The sequence below is a fragment of the Streptomyces roseolus genome (assembly GCF_014649855.1).
Taxonomy (GTDB): Bacteria; Actinomycetota; Actinomycetes; order Streptomycetales; family Streptomycetaceae; genus Streptomyces; species Streptomyces roseolus.
On record NZ_BMTV01000056.1, the window covers coordinates 1 to 18,025 of the forward strand.

The window sequence follows — 18,025 nt, forward strand, 5'->3', positions numbered from 1 at the left end:
CCTTCCTCGACACCAAGTTCCCCTACTTCGGCGGCCAGCAGGCCAACCGCATCTTCGCCGAATCCGCCCGCAACGTCAGCACCGCCTGGTCCTACCTGCCCTTCCAGGTCTACGCCAACTCCCTCTTCAACGACACCGTCGGCAAGGCCTACGTCTCCCCCACCACCCTCACCGACGGCCTCAAGGCCTGGCAGGACGCCAGCGTCAAGTACGGCAACGACCAGGGCTTCACCGTCAACCGGTAGACGTGTCACGGCCCCGGACCGGACCGACCGCCCCCAGGGTCGAGGACCAAGAAGCGAGGGACAGCATCACCACGAACCGACAGCCCGTGGAGGTGCCACGCGCCATGGTCGCCGACCGAGCGGACCGCGGCCTGCTCGACCGGGCTTCCACCGGTTCCCCGGGGCTTCGCGGGCGGAGGCGGAGAGGGCCGTGGCCCACTGCCGCTTCCGCCGCGCGCTCCATGGGGGGTCAGGAGGTGAGGCCCACCTGGTCGATCGTCCAGAAGGCGCTGTTGGTTCCGGTGTAGTGGAAGTGCAGCCGGGCGGTGGTCGCGCCGGCGGGAACGGCGACCGTGAGCTTCTCGAAGGCGTTGTGGTCCGTGCGGTAGGACCGCAGCAGTTGCCGGGGGCCGTTGTCGAAGGAGACGTGGACGTCTCCGGTCTGCGGGCCGTCCACCTTGTAGTGGGTGGCGTAGGAGACGGTCGCCGTCCCGCCGCCGGTCACGGCGAGGGCCGGGCTGCTGAGCGTGGAGTCGAACTGCCCGGCGCCGTGCGACTTGTCGTCCCATTCGTCGGAGTCGGCGACGGCGAAGACGTCGCGTGCCCGGACGTTGGTCTCGCGGGCCTGCCCCAGGTCCGTGTTGCTCCAGAACTCGTCGGTGGCGAAGGACCAGCCGCGCCACTCGGTGACCCCGCCGGCGGGCATGGCGGAGTTGTCGACGGTCCAGCCGTCGGGCGCCGCGGTCGTCCAGCCCTTGAGGGCCGACGGCAGGGCGAGTTCGTCGACTCGGCTGTTCAGGAGGGGCCGCAGGACGTCGAAGGCGTCGGGCGCGAGGGCGCCGACCGGCTTGCCGTCGAGCTGCCACGACGGATCGGGGGCGACGCCGAGGTGGGCGAGGGCGGTCGGCGCGATGTCGGTGACCTTGACGTCGTGGCGCACCGATCCCGGCTCGAAGCCGGAGCCCTTGGCGATGACGAACGTCTGGCGCTCGCCGGGGGTGTTGCCGCCGTGGCCGCCGCCGGGCGCGTGACCATGGTCGGCGGTGACGACGATCTGCCAGTTCTCGTCGGCATGGGTGGCGCGGGAGGCGATGGCGTCGAGCATGCGGCCGACCTGGCCGTCGGCCGTGCCGAGGGCTTCCCGGTAGGCCCGGTGCTCCGTGCCGTAGTAGTGGCCGGCGCCGTCGACCTCGTCGAGATGGACGAAGACGGCGTCGGCGTCGGTCGTCTTGAGCAGGGACACGGCGGTCGAGGTGGTGTCGGCGTCGCTGACACCACCGAGGCGGGTGTCGACGCGGGGGCCGAAGACGGTGTCGCGGATCGGGCTCCAGGTCCCCACGACCGCGGTGTCGAGCGCGGGGTCGGCGGTCTCCAGGCGGGTGAGGTAGTCCGGGTAGAGGTCGTGACGGGCGCCGGTGAAGCTGTTGTCGACGACCTTGTGCTTGTCGGGCCAGGCGCCGGTCGCGACGGACGACCAGCCCGGACCCGAGGACGTGGGGGCCATCGGGTACGCGTAGAGGTTGCTGGTGGCGGTCATGCCGCTCGCCATGAGGCCCTTGACCCTCGGCATCTTCGCCTTGTCGAACGTGGCGAAGGTCGCGCCGTCGATGCCGATCACCAGCGACTTGGGGCGCTTCGTGGTGTTCGCGGCACCGGAGGACGGTGTCTCCTTGCCGCCGGCGGCGTGCGCGGAGGCGGCCAGCGGCAGAACCGCTGCCGCGACCGTGCCGGCGAGGGCGGCACGAAGAGAACGGGACAGGTGCACGACGTCTCCTTGGGAGGACTGCGGGGTGCACGGCCGGCGTGGCCGGGCGTGGAAGAGCCTGCGCCCGACCGGGAATCAACGGATTTACACAAAACTCACCAGAGATGAACAGACGACGACGTTTGGTTCAGACCCGTTACCTCTTCGTGACGCGCGGAAGATCGCACCTGTCGGCCCGCGGGCGCACTCGGGGCCCCTCCACCACGAGGATGGAGGGGCCCCGAGGAAGCGTCGCCGTCAGACGGTGACCCGGTCCCACTGCTGGTTCTGACCGTCGTCGCAGGTCCACTGGTCGAGCCCCGCGCCGTCGCCGTACGAGTACTCCGCGACGTCCAGGCACTTGCCGCTGTGCCGCGCGACCAGCCTGCCGTAACCGGCGTCGCCCGACGGCTCGATCTTCCAGTGCTGGGACTTCGCGGAGCCACAGGTCCGCTGGACGACCTCGGCGCCGTCCTGGGTGGACGCCCCCTCCACCTCCAGGCACTTGCCGCTGTTGCGGGCCATGATCTGGACGTAGCCGCTGGTGCCGACGTTCTTGAACCAGTACTGCTGGTTGATGTCGCCACCGCAGCCCCACTGGACGATCCGGGCGCCGTCGGCGGAGTCGAAGTTCGAGACGTCGGCGCACTTGCCGCTGTGACGGACCGACAGGGCCTCCCAGATCACGTTCATGCCGGTCACCTTTCCGGCGGCCGCGTCGATCGTGATCCTGGGCGAGTAGTCCATCGTCATGGTCGTCCTGGTGGGGAACTTCAGCGGGAGCCAGACGTACCGGGAGTCGTTGACCATGCCGCCCATCGAGTTGCCCCAGCGGTCTCCCATGTAGAGGAACGACGTGCCGTTGGTGCCCTGCACCGGGAGGACGTAGGCCGTCTGGCTGCGGTAGGCGGTGGAGTTGCCGACGTCCTTCAGGCCGCTCCAGGTGCCGGTGATGCTGGTGGCGGTGGCGTACTTCTGCTGGTTGGGGGCCCAGCCGGTGGCGCCGGAGGTGAGCAGGAAGTAGACGCCGTTGCGCTTGAACATCGCCGGCGCCTCGCGCCACTGCCCGGCCCAGAGCTTGTTCACCTGGGCGTCGATGGCGGTGTAGTCGGCGGTGAGGCGGTAGATGTGCAGGTCGGCGTTCTCGTTGGCCGCGGAGATCATGTAGCCGGTGCCGTCGGTGTCGACGAACGCGGTGATGTCACGGGACATGTGGCCGAGCGGACGGAAGCTTCCGCGCCAGGAGTAGTCGCCGTCGACGGTGTCCGAGACGGCCACGGCCGCGCGGGCCTCGCTGTAGTCGGTCGCGCTGCCCTCCTTGTGCATCCACATCACGAACTGGCCGGTCGCGGCGTTGTGGATGACCTTCGGGCGCTCGATGTTGGCGCCCGCGAGTTCCGGGTCGCTCTCCTGCTTCAGGACGTGGTTGCGGAACTCCCATGTCTTCAGGTCGGTGGACCGGTAGGCGGAGACGTACCGGAAGCTGTTGTCGGCGTCGCGGTTCTCGCCGAACCAGTAGTAGTACGCGCCCACCTTCAGCACCCCGCCGCCGTGGGCGTGGACCGGATTGCCCTGCGGATCGGTGAACTGGGTGGCGTTGTCGATGCTCACGGGGGCGGCGTGAGCCGTTCCCATGGCGCCGAGGAGGGACAGGAGGAGGGCGGACAGGGCGGCGAAGACCGCCGTCGCCCCGGTTCTTTTGCGCGACATGATCACGTGCCTCTTGCTGTGGGGGACGACACGCACCGGGCCCGCCGAAGGGGTGGGCCGTACGTGTCCCTGAGGGGTGGGTGCGCGGACGCACCGGGAGGAGGAGTGCGCGGGAGGGGGCCGTCGGGACCGTGGGTGCGGGGGTGACGACCGGGCCTCGCGAGACCTGCGCCGGGAGGGGCGCCGCCGTGTCACGGCCAGGCGCCACCTCTGCATGTTTACGTTAACGCGGGGTGTTGGGGAAGAGTCTGGAAGGTGTGGGGGCGCCTGTCAACAGTCCGGTCCGCGGATCTGTCCGGCGGCCCCGGTTCCGTCTTCTCCGGTCATTCGCCGACGGCTTCGGACCAGCTCTTCCGCACCACCCGGAGCGCCTCGTTCAGCTGTGCGTCGCCGGGAAAGGCCGGAGGGGATCCTTCGACCGTCGGCAGCCGCGCCGCCTTCTCCTCGTCGAGCGTGCCGTCCTTCGCCATGACGTCCATGAGCACGGGACGGGCGTATCCGCCCAGCCTCAGGTTCTGGCCCTCCGCGCTCGCCAGGTACTCCATCCACAGCCGCGCCGCGGCGGGGTGGGGGGCGTGCTTGTTGATCGCCTGGGCGTAGTACTGCGAGAAGCTTCCGTCGAAGGGGATGGAGACCTTCCACCGCACGTCGGTGCCGCGCAGCTCGTCGACGTGCCGCAGGTTGAGGAAGTCCCACTCGATGCTGATCGGGGTCTCCCCGCGGACGATCGCCTCCGGGTTGGGGTTGCCGCGGTTGTAGTTCCCGACGTCACGGAGCTTCTCGAAGAAGTCGATGCCCGGCTGGATGTCGTCGAACGAGCCGCCGTTGGCCAGGGCCGCCGCGTAGACGCCGGCGAAGGCGGAGCCGGCCGTCGTCGGGTTGCCGTTCAGCGCGACCATGCCCCGGTACTCGGGCTTGAGCAGGTCGGCGAAGGAGGCGGGACACACCGCCACCCTGCTCTGGTCGCAGCCGATGGACACGTAGCCCCCGTAACTGTTGAACCAGGCTCCGTCCGGGTCCTTCTGGTTCGCCGGGATGCTGTCCCACGGGGCGACCCGGTAGGGGGCCAGCAGGCCCTCTCTCGCGGCCGACTGCGCGAAGGCGTCGCCGAGGTCGAGGACGTCCGGGGCGCTCGCCTTGCCGCGGTTCCGCTTGATGTCCTCGATCTCCTCCTGGCTCGACCCGAACGGGTTGCTGTTCACGATCTCGATCCCGTACTTCTTCTCGAAGCCGTCCATCAGACCGCCGTAGTTCGCCCAGTGCCGCAGCAGCGTCGTCGTGTGGAGCGTCCCCTCCTCCTTCGCCGCCCTGACCAGCGCGTCCATGCCGCCGGCCTCCTCGGCGGAGCCCGCCACGGCGGGGGCGACCACGCGTACCGGCTCGTCGTCCTCGCCGCAGCCGCCCAGCCCCGGGGCCACGGCACAGAGGCAGACGGCAAGGGCGGCGGCACGCATCCGGGGAAGTCCGACCACGGCGTCTCCGCAGGGTCCGAAGGGAACGGTGGAGGTGTTTCCAGGCTACTCGGGCACCCGCGCCGTGTCCGTCCGGAGCCTCCCGCCCCGCCGGGCCGGGGCGGCCCTCACAGCTCGACGTCGTCCCACTGGCCGAGGATGTCGTCCTCCCCCAGGTGGTCCAGGTCGGGCCCCGCGCCCGGTGCGGTCGCCTGGGCGGCCCAGATGGTCTTTCCCCGGGGGGAGTACCGGGTGCCCCACTTCTCGGCGTACTGGGCGACCAGGAACAGGCCGCGGCCTCCCTCGTCGGTGTCGCTGGCGCGTCGGATGTACGGGGCGGTGCTGCTTCCGTCCGAGACCTCGCAGACCAGCGAGGTGCCGTACAGGAGCCGCACCTGGATGGGTTCGAGGCCGTAGCGGACGGCGTTGGTGATCAGTTCACTGAGGATGAGTTCGCTGCCGAAGGAGATGTCGTCGAGGCCCCACTCGGCCAGCTTGCGGGCGCAGGCGTTGCGGACCGGGCCCACGGCCGCCGGGTCGCGCGGCACGTCCCAGACGGCGACCCGGTCGGGGTCCATGCGGCGGACGCGGGCGACGAGCAGGGCGACGTCGTCGCCCGCCCCGGTGGGCAGCATCGTGTCGATGGCGGCGTCACAGGTCTCCTCCGGTGTGCGGTCGGGCCCGGCGAGGGCCCTGCGCAGGGCGTCCAGGCTCTCGTCGGGGTCCCGGGTCCGGTCCTCCAGGAGGCCGTCGGTGTAGAGCACGAGCCGGGAGCCCTCCGGCAGGGTCGTCCGGACCGTCTCGACGGGCATGCCGGCGCCCAGTCCGAGGGGCGGGGAGACGGGGGGCGCCAGGAAGTCCGCGCTCCCGTCCGGCCGGACGACCACGGGCGGCAGGTGCCCCGCGGTGGCCACGGAGACCTCGCCGGAGACGGAGTCGTAGAGGACGCACAGGCACGTCGCTCCGGTGATCGTCTCCTCCCACTCCTCGGAGGAGGCGTCCTGGACGTCGAGGAGGGTCACGAGTTCGTCCAGCCGCCGGATCAGTTCGTCCGCGGAGAGGTCGAGGGCCGAGAAGTTGTGCACGGCGATCCGCAGCCGGCCCATGGTGGCCGCGGCGTGCAGGCCGTGGCCGACGACGTCGCCCACGACCAGCGCCACCCGGGCCCCGGGCAGCGGGATGACGTCGAACCAGTCGCCCCCCACGCCCGCCTCCGCGGGCAGGTAGCGGGAGGCCACGTCGAGCGCCTCGTCGCCGGGGAGGCTGCGCGGCATCAGGCTGCGCTGGAGGGTGACCGCCATCGCGTGTTCGCGGGTGTAGCGGCGGGCGTTGTCGATGGAGACCGCCGCCCTGTTCGTCAGCTCCTCGGCGAAGGACAGGTCCTCGTCCGAGTACGGCGGGGAGGCGCCCGACCGCCAGAAGTTCGCCACCCCCAGCACCACGCCCCGCGCGCGCAGCGGGACGACCGCCAGCGCGTGGATGCCGTGGCGGAGGACCCGGCGGGCCCGTTCCTCGTCCTGGGCGCGCCATCCGGTCGAGGAGGCGAGGTCGTTCTCCACCACGGAGCGGCCCTCGGTGACGCTGACGTCGACCGGCGAGCCGGAGACGAAGCGGATCAGTTCCCCGGAGGGGTAGAGGGGGTGGTCCTCGGTGAGGCCGGCGATGGCCGTCCGGCGCAGCTCGGTGCTCGCCCCCGCGGGTTCGCCGCCGCTCAGGACGGGGTCCAGGAGTTCGACGGTGACGACGTCCGCGAAGCCGGCGGAGGCCACCTCCGCCAGCTCCTCCGCGGTGCGCACGACGTCCAGGGTGGTGCCGATGCGCACCCCCGCGTCGTACAGCAGGGTCAGCCGCTCCCTCGCCACCTCGGCCCGCCCGGAGAGGGAGCGCAGCTCGGTGGTGTCCCGCAGCGTCACCACGCTGCCGTGCTGGCCCCCCGGGGGCAGGGTGACCCGTTTGTTGAGGGCGAGGAGGCGGTCCGCGGCCAGGTGCACCTCGTCGGTGGCGATCCGGTCCGAGGCCAGGAGGGCGGCGAGGGCGGGGTCGAGGCCGAGGTCCGTGACGCGGCGGCCCTCGGCGTCCGCCGGCAGGTCGAGCAGCCGGCGCGCCTCGTCGTTGGCGAGCAGCAGCCTGCCCTCCCGGCCGGTGATGAGCACGCCCTCGCGGACGGCGTGCAGGACCGCGTCGTGGTGTTCGTACATCCGGGTCATCTCCGTCGGCCCCAGACCGTGGGTCTGGCGGCGCAGCCGGCGGCTGACCAGCCCCGTGCCCAGGGCGGCGAGGGCGAGGGCACCGGTCGCGCTGCCCAGGAAGACGGGCAGCTGCTGGTCCAGCGAGTCCTGGACCTTCTCGACCGTCACCGCGGCGGAGACGATGGCGACGACGTCTCCGCCGGCGTCCCGGACGGGGGCCGCGGAGACCACGGAGAGGCCGAGGGCGCCCTGGAACGTGCGGGTGAAGGGGCGGCCGGCGGCGGCTTCGGCGTAGGGCCCGATGACGTGCTTGCCGAGCTGGGTGGGGTCGCTGTGGGTCAGCGTGATGCCGTCGAGCTCGTACACGATCAGCGCGTCGATGCCTGCGGCCTTGCGGGCTCCTTCGGCGAGGGGCTGGAGCTCGACGGTCGGGAAGTCGTCCTGCAGGGCCCGTACGAGACCGGGAGCGTGGGCGAAGGTCTGCGCGGCGGCGACGGTCCGGTGCCGGGCGTCCGCCATGGTGTCGCGGCGGGCCTGGACGACGAGCGCGACGACCGCCGCGGCGGCGAGGAGGACGACGAGGAGGAGCTGGAGAAGGAAGACCTGGCGGGCGACGCTGTGGGTGGTCAGCCATGACCTGAGGCGTCGGCGTCCCCGGGCGGGACCTTCGAGAGGATCACCTGCCCCGGGACCGTTTTCTCCACTCATAATCCATATTTATCCCTTTTCGCCGCACACCTGGCAAGCATGGCCGGCCCGCGGACCGGGGCTCCGGGAGGGCGTCAGACGCTCGCCCGGTCGGCCAGGACGAGCCGGCCCACCTCGCGGTCCAGGACCGACCGGGCGTCCTCGTCGAGGGCGTCGTCCGAGACGAAGTAGTCGATCTCGTCGAGCCCGGCGAACCGGCTGAGCCCCACCACGCCCCACTTGCTGTGGTCCGCGACCACGGCGAGCCGTGCCGCGGAGTCGATGAGTGCCCGGTTGGTCTGCGCCTCGGCGAGGTTCGGGGAGGTCACGCCCGCCCGTTCGGACACCCCGTGGGCGCCCATGATCAGGAGGTCCACCCGCAGCGAGCGGATCGTCTGGTCGGCCAGCGGACCCACCAGCGACGCGGACCTCGTCGGGGCGCCGCCGGTGAGGAGCACGGTCGGGGCACCCGTCTCCGGCTCCTCCGCGTACCCGCGCAGCAGGTCGGCGACGGGCAGCGAATTGGTGACGACGGTGAGACCGGGGGTCCGCCGGAGCCGGGTCGCCACCGCGAAGGCGGTCGTGCCGCCGGACACCGCCACGACGCTGCCCGGCTTCACGAGGTCGGCCGCCGCCGCGGCCACCGCGGCCTTGGCCTGCGACTCCAGGTTGACCTTGGCCTCGAAGCCGGGTTCCTCGCCGGTGGTGGCGGTGGAGGTCGCGACGGCTCCGCCGTGCACCTTCTCCACGGAGCCGGACCTCGCCAGCGCCTCCAGATCACGTCGGACGGTCATGTCCGAGACCCCGAGCCGTTCGACGAGGTGGGCCACCCGGACGGCGCCGTCCCGGCGCAGGAGGTCGAGGATCACCGCTCGCCGCTGCAGCGCAAGCACCGACTCCTCCGTTCCCCTGTCGTCCGCCTCGGGCGGGAACCGGTCGGCACGAAGCCCACCGAATTCATCACATCCGAACAGAATACATACCTCCGTCTGGGGGGCGGTATCCGGCCGCCCGGGCGGTGAAGGGGCACGGGGCCGGTCGGGCAGAGGGGAGGACTGCCCGACCGGCCGGGGTGCTACGCGGTGGTGAACCGCTGGTTCGCGGCGGTGGAGCAGGTGTGCTGGACGACCTCGGCGCCGTTCGCGGTGGAGGCACCGGCCACGTCGAGACACTTGCCGCTGTGCCGGGCGAGCAGGGTGACGGAGCCGTCGGGCGACGTGTGCACCGCCCACTGCTGGTTGGGCCCGCCGTTGCAGGCGTACTGGAAGGTGACGGCGCCGTCGGCGGTCGACCCGTTGGTGACGTCGAGGCACTTGCCGCTGTGCCGGGCGACGACGTTGACGTAGCCGCCGCCGGCGGGGCGCAGGGACCACTGCTGGTGGGTCGCACCGCCGCAGGTGTACTGGACCACCTGGGCGCCGTCCGAGGTGGAGGCACCGGTCACGTCCAGGCACTTCCCGCTGTGCAGCGTCCGCAGCGGCACCCACGTGTCCGCGGCGACGGAGCGGAAGGTCCAGGACTGGTTGGCACCGGTCGTCGGACGGTAGACGCCGACGGGCGCGCCGTCGCTCGTGGACTCCCCGCTGACGTCGAGGAGTTTGCCGCTCGCGCTGTTGACCAGGGTGTGGTGCCCCTCGCCCGTGGTGGACAGCATCCACTTCTGCTCGGCGGAGGTGCCCGAGGTCACCAGGGCGAGGGAGTCGCCCGAGGTCGCGAGCGCCTTGCCGCTGGCGACGCTCGTGATGCGGTAGGCCGCGGTGTTGCTCCAGTCGGTCGAGGAGAGCTTGGTGAACTTCCACTGCTGCGTCGTGGCGGCGGGGTTGGAGTTCTGCTGGACCAGGGTGCTCTTGCCGCCGCTCGTGACGACGGCCAGGGCCTTGCCGCTGTTGTCGTTGAGCAGCTGCCGCGCGGCGCCGGTGGGAGCCGTGGCGTCCGAGGTGTTCACGCCCGTCGCGGAGGGCAGGACGAACGTCGTGACGGATCCCGCGCCCACGGTGGCGGTGAGCGTCTTGCCGACGGGGGTGAGGTCGCTCTCGCGCTGGAGGTTCTTGGTGCCGTCGGTGGTGTAGCGCTGGACCGCCCCGGTGCCGACGGTCTGGAAGCCGCCGAGGTTCAGGGTGAGCCGCTGCGGCTCCCCGGTGGGGTTGGTGTGGACGACGACCGCGCCCTGTCCGGCCGGCCGCAGGGCGGCGAAGGTGTCGGCGTTGTCGGTGTTGATGACGCGGGCGCCGGGCCGGACGAACTTGGTGTAGTTCGCCAGCGCCCAGTACTTCTTGTTCTTGCGGAGCGGTTCGGTGGCCGCGTCGGCGGGGGTGAAGTCGGTCTGGATGAGGCCCCAGTTGGAGTTCTCGCGCCCCGGCGTCATGTTCTCGTAGTCCTCGACGGCCTGCCACAGGACCCAGGCGCGGGGCTCCAGTTCGCGGAAGTCCTCGTTGACGCGCTGGGTGAGGTCGAGGGCGGGGCTCATGTCGGTGAAGCTCTGTCCGACGCTGCCGCCGAGGTCGACCTCGGACATCCACAGGGGGGTGGCCGTCCCCTTGGCGATGTCACGCACTCCGGTACGGCCGCCGGTGCTGTACGTGTGGGTGTTGAGCCGGCCGAGCGCGGCCTTGGCCGCCGTGTCGTAGGCGTCCCAGTTGGCACGGAAGGTGTTGGGGTTGGTCTCGTCCATGGCGGCGATGCGCGTGGTGACGCCGTCGGCGTTCAGCCGGGCCCGCATGGTGGTGAGCATCCGCGCCTGGGAGGCGGGGTCCCAGTGCGAGCCTTCCTGCCGGCCGTACGCACCCCAGTAGTCGGTGTTGGGTTCGTTGATGGGCGAAAGCGTGTCGAAGGTGACGCCGGTGGCGTCCTGCGCGCGCTTCATGGCGCCGGAGAGGTACGCGGCGAACCGCTCGTACTGGTCGGAGCGGAGGTTGTCCTCCCAGGCGTTCCAGTTGCCCGAGACCACACCGCTGCGGGTCATGAAGTACGGCGCCGAGTTGGAGAAGGCCTCGAAGGTGTCGGCGCCGCGCGCCTTGGCGGCGGTGAGCCACCAGCGCTGGTTGGCGTCGGCGTTCGGGTTCCAGTGGGTGGGGTCGTTCGGGTCCCACCAGTCGGGGGACTCGGGTCCCGGGCGGTTCCACCAGCCGGGGACGGCGGCGCCGGCCCGCATGTAGGGGGTGGTCTCGGGGCTGTCGCCGCCGCCGATGTTGTAGCGGGCGATGGTGAAGCCGAGGCCGTCGGCACCGTAGAGGGCGTCCGCGAGCGCGTTGCGCTGGGCGTCGGGCCAGCCTCCGGTCACGTTGGCGAACCAGGCGAGCGCGGTGCCCCAGCCCTCGAAGGGCTGCTGCTGGTAGCTGGGGTCGGGGCGGACGGTCACCGCCTGACCGGTCTCCTCGGCGGCCGCGGAGGCCGGCGGCGTGAGGCCGGTCGCGAGGAGCGCGGCCACGGCGGCGGTGCCCAGGATCGCGCCGCTCCTGCGCATGCGGTTCGGGGGGCGTTCACGGGTGGGGGGCATGGTCGGTCTCCCTGCGTGGGTCGTTGGTCACCGGGGGCCGCGCGAACGACGGGCGGGCGCGTACGGGCGGCGGTCATGGGTGGGGCAGGCCCCGGCGCGGGGCCGGGGCCTGCCCGGCGGCGGTGGAGTCGACGGTCAGGCGGCCGCGCGGGTCCACTTCTGGTTGGCGGCGTTGTTGTTGCAGCTCCACTGGATGAGCGGCGTGCCGTCATTCGTGGACGTGTTCATGACGTCGAGGCACTTGCCGCTCAGCACGGAGGACAGCTGCACGGTGCTGCCGGAGCCGGACACCCTCCACTGCTGGGCGGACGAACCGTTGCAGGTGTACTGGGCGATCGCGGCGCCGTCGGCGGTCGAGCCGTCCTTCGGGGCGAGGCACTTGCCGCTGTAGCGGGCCACGATCTGCACCCGGCTGTTGCCGGCGGCCTTGAGCCAGAACTGCTGGTTGACGCTGTTCGCGCAGCCCCACTGGATGAGGGCGGCGCCGTCGGCGGTGGAGCGGTCGGCGACGTCGGCGCACTTGCCGCTGTGCGAGGCCTTCAGCGTCTCCCAGGTGCCGAGGCCCTGGATCGTGCCGGCGGCGGTGTCGATCGTGAGCTGCGGGTAGTAGTCCATGGTCATGGTGGTGTTCGTGGGGAACTTCAGCGGGGCCCAGACGTACTGGGAGTCCTGGACCATGCCGCCCATGGAGTTGCCCCAGCGGTCGCCCATGTAGAGGTACGAGGTGCCGGAGGTGCCCTGGACGGGCAGGACGTAGGCCGTCTGGGAACCGTAGGTGTTCCAGTCGCCGATGTCCTGCAGGCCGGTCCAGGAGCCGGTGATGCTGGTGGCGGTGGCGTACTTCTGCTGGTTGGGGGACCAGCCGGTGGAGCCGGAGGTGAGCAGGAAGTAGACGCCGTTGCGCTTGAACATCGCGGGGGCCTCGCGCCACTGCCCGGCCCAGAGCTTGTTCACCTGGGCGTCGACCTCGGTGTAGTCGGCGGTGAGGCGGTAGACGTGCAGGTCGGCGTTCTCGTTGGCCGCCGAGATCATGTAGCCGGTGCCGTCGGTGTCGACGAACGCGGTGATGTCACGGGACATGTGTCCCAGCGGGCGGAAGCTTCCGCGCCAGGAGTAGTCGCCGTCGACGGTGTCCGAGACGGCCACGGCCGCGCGGGCCTCGCTGTAGTCGGTCGCGCTGCCCTCCTTGTGCATCCACATCACGAACTTGCCGGTCGCCGCGTTGTGGATGACCTTCGGCCGCTCGATGTTCGCACCCACCAGCTCGGGGTGGGTGGCCTCGGTCAGCACGTGGTTGCGGAACTCCCACGTCTTCAGGTCGGTGGACCGGTAGGCGGAGACGTACCGGAAGCTGTTGTCGGCGTGGCGGTTCTCGCCGAACCAGTAGTAGTACGAGCCCACCTTGACGACACCGCCGCCGTGCGCGTGCACGGGGTTGCCGTTCGGGTCGGTGAACTGGGTGGCGTTGGTGATGGTCACCGATGCCGCGTGGGCGGTGCCGGCGGCACCGAGGAGGGAGAGGAGAACGGCACAGAGCGCGGTGAGCACCGTGGCCGTCCCGGAGGATGTGCGTCGCATGAGCGCGTACCTCGTGGGGTGAGGGGATGGTCGGGTGTGGCGGTTGGGGCAGGCAGGGGCGCACCTCCGCTACGGGGGGGTGCTTGCGGTCAGGGAGAGCGCGCCGGTGCAGCCGGAAGGTGGTCGGCGGGTGTCTGGCGGTGGCCCACGGAAGACGGCCACCGCGTTACGCGAAGGTGTCGCTGCGTAATGTTCGCGTAAACACGAGCGCTTGGGACGAGAGTTTGGGAGGGGTGACGGAGGCTGTCAAGAATTCGGACAAGATCGGCCGAAGATTGACCGGTCGGTATGTTTACGTCAACATATTGAAGGTTCCTCCATGTAGGAGGTCTCCGGTGTCCTCTCGGCGGAAGGTCGTGCGCATGGCGACGGACAACAGAACACGGTCGCCCCGGTCACGTCCGGCCCGCCAGTGGCCGTCCATGGCGGACGTCGCCACGATGGCGGGCGTCTCCTCGCAGACGGTCTCCCGGGTGGCGAACAACCGGCAGAACGTGGACTCCGCCACCCGCGAGAAGGTGCTCTCCGCCATGCAGGCGCTCGGATACCGCCCCAACACGGCGGCCCGCGCCCTGGTCACCGGCCGGTTCGGGGCGCTGGGCGTGGTCAGCTTCGACGTGGGCGCGCACGGCAACGCCCGCACGCTCGCCGCCATCGCCGACGCCGCCCGCGAGGCCGATTTCTCCGTGAACTTCATGGGCGTCCGCGCCCAGACCGAGGCCGCGGTGCGCCACGCCTTCCAGCACCTGATGCTGCAGTCCGTCGACGGCATCGTGCTGGTCGAGTCGCAGATGCTGGACACCCCGTCGCTGCGCCTGCCGCCGGCCATGCCGGTGGTCGTCGCCGACGGCGACACCGGCCACGACCACCCCCACGTCGACTTCGACCAGGCCCACGGGTCGCACAGCGTGGTCTCCCACCTGCTCGGCCTCGGGCACCGCACGGTCTGGCACCTCGCGGGTCCGGTCGACTCCTTCGCCGCCCGCAGGCGCGCCGAAGCCTGGCGCCGGACCCTGACCGACGCGGGCGCGCCCGTGCCGCCGCTGGTGTACGGGGACTGGTCGGCGCGGTCCGGCTACCGGGCCGGGCTCGACCTCGCCCGCCGGCCGGAGGTCACGGCCGTCTTCGCCGCGAACGACCAGATGGCGATGGGCCTGATGCGCGCCCTGCACGAAGCGGGCAGGAGCGTGCCCGGGGACGTCAGCGTGGCCGGTTTCGACGACGTCGCCGAGGCCGCGTACCTCCCCACCCCCCTGACGACCGTGCACCAGGACTTCGAGGTGGTCGGCAAGCACTGCGTCGCGCTGCTGCTCGACCAGATCGAGGGCCGCACGGACGGACCGCTGCGACGGGCGGTGGAGCCCGTCCTCGTGATCCGTTCCAGCACGGCTTCCCCGCGGCCCGGCACCTCTGCCTGAGGCCGCCCCGGCCCCCTCCCGCCCGCACGTCCGTCCGTCCGCCGCCCCCTCCCTGACGCCGTCCGGCCCGCCCGGCCGACGTGACCCGTCGCCGGCGGACCTCTCCGCGCGGGCGCGCGGTGTCAGCCCTCCCGTCGGCGCGCGCCGGGGTGAGCGGTGCTGTTCCGCTCCACCAGGGTGGTCGGCACGAGGCGTACCCCCGTGACCGTCTCGCCCGCCAGCTCCCGCAGAACGGCCTCGACGCACAACGCTCCGACCTGCGCGAAGTCCTGGTGGACCGTGGTCAGGGGCGGAATGAAGGAGGCGGCCTCCGGGACGTCGTCGAAGCCGACGACGCTCACGTCCTGGGGGACGCGCACCCCGCGCTCGTGGAAGGCCCGCAGCACGCCGAGGGCCATCTGGTCGTTGGCGACGAAGACCGCCGTGCAGCCGGTCTCGTCGGCGAGCCTCAGACCGGCCTCGTAACCCGACTCGGGGGTCCAGTCCCCGCGCAGCACGGGCGGCACCGTGCGCCCCTCCTCGCGCAGCGCCTCCTCCCACGCCTCGGCGCGACGGCCCGCGGCGAAGGACTCCTCGGGCCCCGCGACGTGCCACACCGTGCCGTGCCCGAGGCCCAGCAGGTGCCGCACCGCGGCGCGGGCGCCCTGCCGCTGGTCCGTGTCCACCACCGGGAAGTCCGTGGCGTCGGAGTCCACCACGACCACCTTGACGTGCGGCGGCAGGGTGAGGGCTGCGGCGTCGAGCAGGTGCACCTCCATGATCAGCACGACGGCGTCGACCGCCAGCTCGTCGAGGCGGGTGAACGCCCCCTTGACGTTGTCCTGGGTGGGCGCGTCGAGCGGGATGAGCGTGACCGCGTACCCCGCACGGGACGCCGAGCCGGCTATGGCGTCCAGGGTCCGGACGTTGCCGGTGCTGGTGAGTCCCATCGTGATGACGCCGATGGCTCGGAAGTCACCCCGCTTGAGGGCGCGAGCCGCGCTGTTGGGACGGTAGCCCAGCTCCTTCATCGCGTCGAGGACCCGCTTCCGGGTGGCCTCGACGACGGCCGCGTCCCCGTTGGAGACGCGGGACACCGTCTGCGAGGAGACCCCCGCCCGCTGGGCGACGTCCGCCATGGAGACACGGCGCGGTCTGGCCCGCGTCCCCTTCCGGCCGTCGGTCCCGGCCGCCGCCGACCGGCCGGCCGCATTCTGCTCGGTCACCCGATTCCCTCTCATTCGCTGCCACTTCGTGCTTGACGCCCCCCAGCGGGAATGTCACCATCACGCTACCGATGATTACGTAAACATTTCTCGTCGGCCAGCCCTCTCACAGGGTCGGTTCTCGGCCTCCGGCCTCCCTGCGCCTCAGGCCCCCACCTCCGCTCCCGTCTCCGGACCGCCCGGTCACCGACGCTAGGACCCAGCCATGACGCTCCTGTCGACGCGCGCTACGGCAGCACCACCGCCCCGCCCACGAGCCCGCTTCCGCCTCCGCAAGGAGGCCCTCGTGGGCTGGGGATTCGCCGGCCCGTTCGTCGCGGTCTTCGGCCTCGTCTTCCTCGCCCCGATCGGGTACGCCGGATACCTGAGCCTGTTCCAGGACCGGCTCATCGGCGGCACCTCCTTCGTCGGTCTCGACAACTACGGCGAGGCCCTGACGGACCCCCGCTTCTGGGACGGCCTGACGAGGGTCGGCCTCTTCCTGCTGGTGCAGGTGCCGATCATGCTGGGCATCGCGCTCCTCGCGGCCCTCGCGATCGACAGCGGCCGCCTCTACGGCAAGACCTTCTTCCGCGTCTCGATCTTCCTCCCCTACGCCGTCCCCGCCGTCGTCGCCAGCCTCATCTGGGGCTTCATGTACGGCGACCAGTTCGGCCTGGTCGGCAACATCAACGACGCGTTCGGCATCAGCCTCCCCAACCCGCTCTCGCCCTCCCTGGTCCTCGCCTCCATCGGCAACATCGTCACCTGGGAGTTCGTCGGTTACAACATGCTGATCTTCTACTCCGCCCTCAAGGTCGTCCCGCGCTCGCTCTACGAGGCCGCGGCGATCGACGGCGCCGGGGAGTGGCGCATCGTGGCCTCGGTGAAGCTGCCGGCCATCCGCAGCGCCCTGGTCATCGCCACGATCTTCTCGGTCATCGGCAGCTTCCAGCTCTTCAACGAGCCGAGCATCCTGCAGAAGCTCGCCCCCAACGCCATCACCAACGACCTCACTCCCAACCTCTACACGTACTCGCTGTCCTTCTCGGGCCAGCAGCACAACTACGCGGCGACCGTGGCGATCGTGATGGGCGTGATCACCGCGATCATCGCCTACGCGGTCCAGCTGCGCGGCATGCGGAAGGGCTGAGCCATGACCACCTCCATGACCACCGCGGCCGCCGAGTCGACCCCGTCCGCGGAGCCGCGGACCGGTACGGCCCCCGCCTCCGCGCACCGCGCCCGCCCCGCCGCGGACGGGCGCCGCACACGGCGCCCGCACACCCCGCTCAACCCCCGGCGCAGCGTCCCGCTGACCCTCCTCACCGGCCTGGTCCTCGTCTACACCCTGCTCCCGCTCGCCTGGCTGGTCATCAACGCCACCAAGAGCCAGCGGGGACTGCTCGACTCCTTCGGGCTGTGGTTCGCCGACGACTTCGACCTGTGGGACAACATCACCCGCACGCTCACCTACGACGACGGCGTCTTCGTCCGCTGGCTGCTCAACACCCTGCTGTACGTCGCCGCCGGCGCGGGCGGCGCCACGGTCCTCGCCGTCCTCGGCGGCTACGCCCTCGCGAAGTACGACTTCCCGGGCCGCAAGGCGGTCTTCGCGGTCGTCATCGGAGCCGTGGCCGTCCCCGGCACGGCCCTCGCCGTGCCCACCTTCCTGATGTTCAGCAACATGGGCCTGACCAACACCCCGTGGGCCGTCATCATCCCCTCCCTGATCTCCCCCTTCGGGCTCTACCTCATGTGGGTCTTCGCCGCCGAGGCCGTCCCCACCGAGCTCCTGGAGGCCGCGCGCATCGACGGCTCCGGCGAGCTGCGCACCTTCTTCCGCGTGGCGCTGCCGCTCCTCGTGCCCGGCACCGTCACCGTGCTGCTGTTCTCCATGGTCGCGACCTGGAACAACTACTTCCTGCCGCTGATCATGATCAAGGACCCCGACTGGTACCCGCTGACCCTCGGCCTCAACGCCTGGAACGCCCAGGCCCAGACCGCCGGCGGCGAGGCCGTCTTCGACCTGATCGTCACCGGTTCCCTGCTGACGATCGTCCCGATCGTGGCCGTCTTCCTGCTGCTTCAGCGGTACTGGCAGTCCGGCCTGGCCGCCGGCAGCGTCAAGGAATGACCGCCCGCCCCCGATCCTCCTCCCGGAGAACCCTCCCCGCCCGCACCACCGACCAGGAGCACCTCCCATGCGCACCCACACCTCCCGCAGACTGCTCGGCGCCCTCGCCGTGCTCGCCACGCTCTCGCTGACCGCCACGGCCTGCGGCTCGGACGACCCGGACGCCGGCACCGGCGGCACCACCGGCCCGAAGGACGTCGCCGCCGC

At 71.3% G+C, this 18,025-nt stretch carries 11 protein-coding genes and 1 pseudogene; 4 read left to right on the forward strand and 8 right to left on the reverse strand.

Annotation, left to right across the window (positions count from 1 at the left end; genetic code table 11):
• Positions 1-245, forward strand: a pseudogene (locus IE245_RS35760) (sugar ABC transporter substrate-binding protein); the annotation flags it as partial.
• Positions 246-474: 229 nt separating this feature from the next.
• On the opposite strand, the gene IE245_RS35765 reads toward IE245_RS35760, so the two are convergent.
• From IE245_RS35765 to IE245_RS35795, 7 genes are all read right to left on the reverse strand, one after another.
• Positions 475-1,989 (reverse strand): alkaline phosphatase family protein, encoded by a 1,515-nt coding sequence (locus tag IE245_RS35765; RefSeq protein WP_229852036.1) that lies wholly within the window; start codon positions 1,987-1,989, stop codon positions 475-477.
• 237 nt (positions 1,990-2,226) lie between these two features.
• On the reverse strand, positions 2,227-3,678 hold the full coding sequence (locus IE245_RS35770; RefSeq protein WP_189955499.1) for an RICIN domain-containing protein: 1,452 nt from the start codon (positions 3,676-3,678) through the stop codon (positions 2,227-2,229).
• A 323-nt stretch (positions 3,679-4,001) separates the two neighbouring features.
• Positions 4,002-5,132 (reverse strand): ABC transporter substrate-binding protein, encoded by a 1,131-nt coding sequence (locus IE245_RS35775; protein WP_189955517.1) that lies wholly within the window; start codon positions 5,130-5,132, stop codon positions 4,002-4,004.
• A 125-nt stretch (positions 5,133-5,257) separates the two neighbouring features.
• Positions 5,258-8,026: a SpoIIE family protein phosphatase gene (locus IE245_RS35780; RefSeq protein WP_189955500.1), complete on the reverse strand. Its 2,769-nt coding sequence runs from the start codon at positions 8,024-8,026 to the stop codon at positions 5,258-5,260.
• Between the two features lie 74 nt (positions 8,027-8,100).
• A complete protein-coding gene (locus IE245_RS35785; RefSeq protein ID WP_229852038.1) occupies positions 8,101-8,898 on the reverse strand; it encodes a DeoR/GlpR family DNA-binding transcription regulator in 798 nt (265 codons plus the stop codon).
• Positions 8,899-9,080: 182 nt separating this feature from the next.
• Positions 9,081-11,501, reverse strand: a complete 2,421-nt coding sequence (locus tag IE245_RS35790) for an RICIN domain-containing protein (RefSeq protein ID WP_189955503.1) — start codon at positions 11,499-11,501, stop codon at positions 9,081-9,083.
• Between the two features lie 135 nt (positions 11,502-11,636).
• Complete coding sequence (locus tag IE245_RS35795; protein WP_189955504.1) at positions 11,637-13,079, reverse strand: RICIN domain-containing protein; 1,443 nt, start codon at positions 13,077-13,079, stop codon at positions 11,637-11,639.
• Positions 13,080-13,501: 422 nt separating this feature from the next.
• Between IE245_RS35795 and IE245_RS35800 the strand changes: the two genes are divergently transcribed.
• A complete protein-coding gene (locus IE245_RS35800) occupies positions 13,502-14,497 on the forward strand; it encodes a LacI family DNA-binding transcriptional regulator (protein WP_189955522.1) in 996 nt (331 codons plus the stop codon).
• A gap of 122 nt (positions 14,498-14,619) precedes the next feature.
• On the opposite strand, the gene IE245_RS35805 is transcribed toward IE245_RS35800, so the two are convergent.
• The gene (locus IE245_RS35805; RefSeq protein ID WP_189955524.1) at positions 14,620-15,615 is read right to left on the reverse strand and encodes a LacI family DNA-binding transcriptional regulator; all 996 of its coding nucleotides are present in this window, start codon (positions 15,613-15,615) and stop codon (positions 14,620-14,622) included.
• A 292-nt stretch (positions 15,616-15,907) separates the two neighbouring features.
• Between IE245_RS35805 and IE245_RS35810 the strand changes: the two genes are divergently transcribed.
• Both IE245_RS35810 and IE245_RS35815 read left to right on the forward strand, forming a co-directional pair.
• On the forward strand, positions 15,908-16,834 hold the full coding sequence (locus IE245_RS35810; RefSeq protein WP_189955506.1) for a carbohydrate ABC transporter permease: 927 nt from the start codon (positions 15,908-15,910) through the stop codon (positions 16,832-16,834).
• A 3-nt stretch (positions 16,835-16,837) separates the two neighbouring features.
• Entirely contained in the window at positions 16,838-17,818 is a 981-nt protein-coding gene (locus IE245_RS35815; RefSeq protein ID WP_189955508.1) for a carbohydrate ABC transporter permease, read from the forward strand.
• Positions 17,819-18,025: the final 207 nt, after the last annotated feature.

Coding starts and splice junctions, on each gene's coding strand:
- IE245_RS35770 (WP_189955499.1), bottom strand. CDS start 3,678: ATGTCGCGCAAAAGAACCGGGGCGACGGCGGTCTTCGCCGCCCTGTCC.
- IE245_RS35775 (WP_189955517.1), bottom strand. CDS start 5,132: ATGCGTGCCGCCGCCCTTGCCGTCTGCCTCTGTGCCGTGGCCCCGGGG.
- IE245_RS35780 (WP_189955500.1), bottom strand. CDS start 8,026: ATGAGTGGAGAAAACGGTCCCGGGGCAGGTGATCCTCTCGAAGGTCCC.
- IE245_RS35790 (WP_189955503.1), bottom strand. CDS start 11,501: ATGCCCCCCACCCGTGAACGCCCCCCGAACCGCATGCGCAGGAGCGGC.
- IE245_RS35795 (WP_189955504.1), bottom strand. CDS start 13,079: ATGCGACGCACATCCTCCGGGACGGCCACGGTGCTCACCGCGCTCTGT.
- IE245_RS35800 (WP_189955522.1), top strand. CDS start 13,502: ATGGCGGACGTCGCCACGATGGCGGGCGTCTCCTCGCAGACGGTCTCC.
- IE245_RS35805 (WP_189955524.1), bottom strand. CDS start 15,615: ATGGCGGACGTCGCCCAGCGGGCGGGGGTCTCCTCGCAGACGGTGTCC.
- IE245_RS35810 (WP_189955506.1), top strand. CDS start 15,908: ATGACGCTCCTGTCGACGCGCGCTACGGCAGCACCACCGCCCCGCCCA.
- IE245_RS35815 (WP_189955508.1), top strand. CDS start 16,838: ATGACCACCTCCATGACCACCGCGGCCGCCGAGTCGACCCCGTCCGCG.